Source organism: Variovorax sp. F042, from assembly GCF_057814215.1.
Map to the genome: position 1 here is coordinate 1 of NZ_JBVASX010000097.1, position 283 is coordinate 283.

Consider the following 283-nt stretch of genomic DNA (forward strand, 5'->3'; position numbering starts at 1 on the left):
GAAGGCAAGACCATCGGCGGCCCCGCCAACGACGGCGCGCTGAAGCTGTTCCCGGCCTTCGCCAGGCTCGCGAAGGTCGATGCGTCGAAGGTAAGCATCACCAACATGGCGCCCAACCTGCGCGAGCAGATGCTCACGCGCGGGCAGATCGACGCCGCCTTCGGCTACGTCACCCCCGTGAGCTTCAGCGCGAAGGCGATGGGGCTCGATCCGGCGAAGGACCTGCGCTTCATCCGCTACGGCGACCACGGCATGGACCTGTATTCGACCGCCGTGTTCTTCT

1 protein-coding gene is annotated in these 283 nt (G+C 66.1%); it reads left to right on the plus strand.

What is annotated here, in order from left to right; translation table 11 throughout:
• The coding region (locus ACZYSP_RS35570) for an ABC transporter substrate-binding protein (protein WP_489019266.1) at positions 1-283 on the plus strand (283 nt) is incomplete at both ends.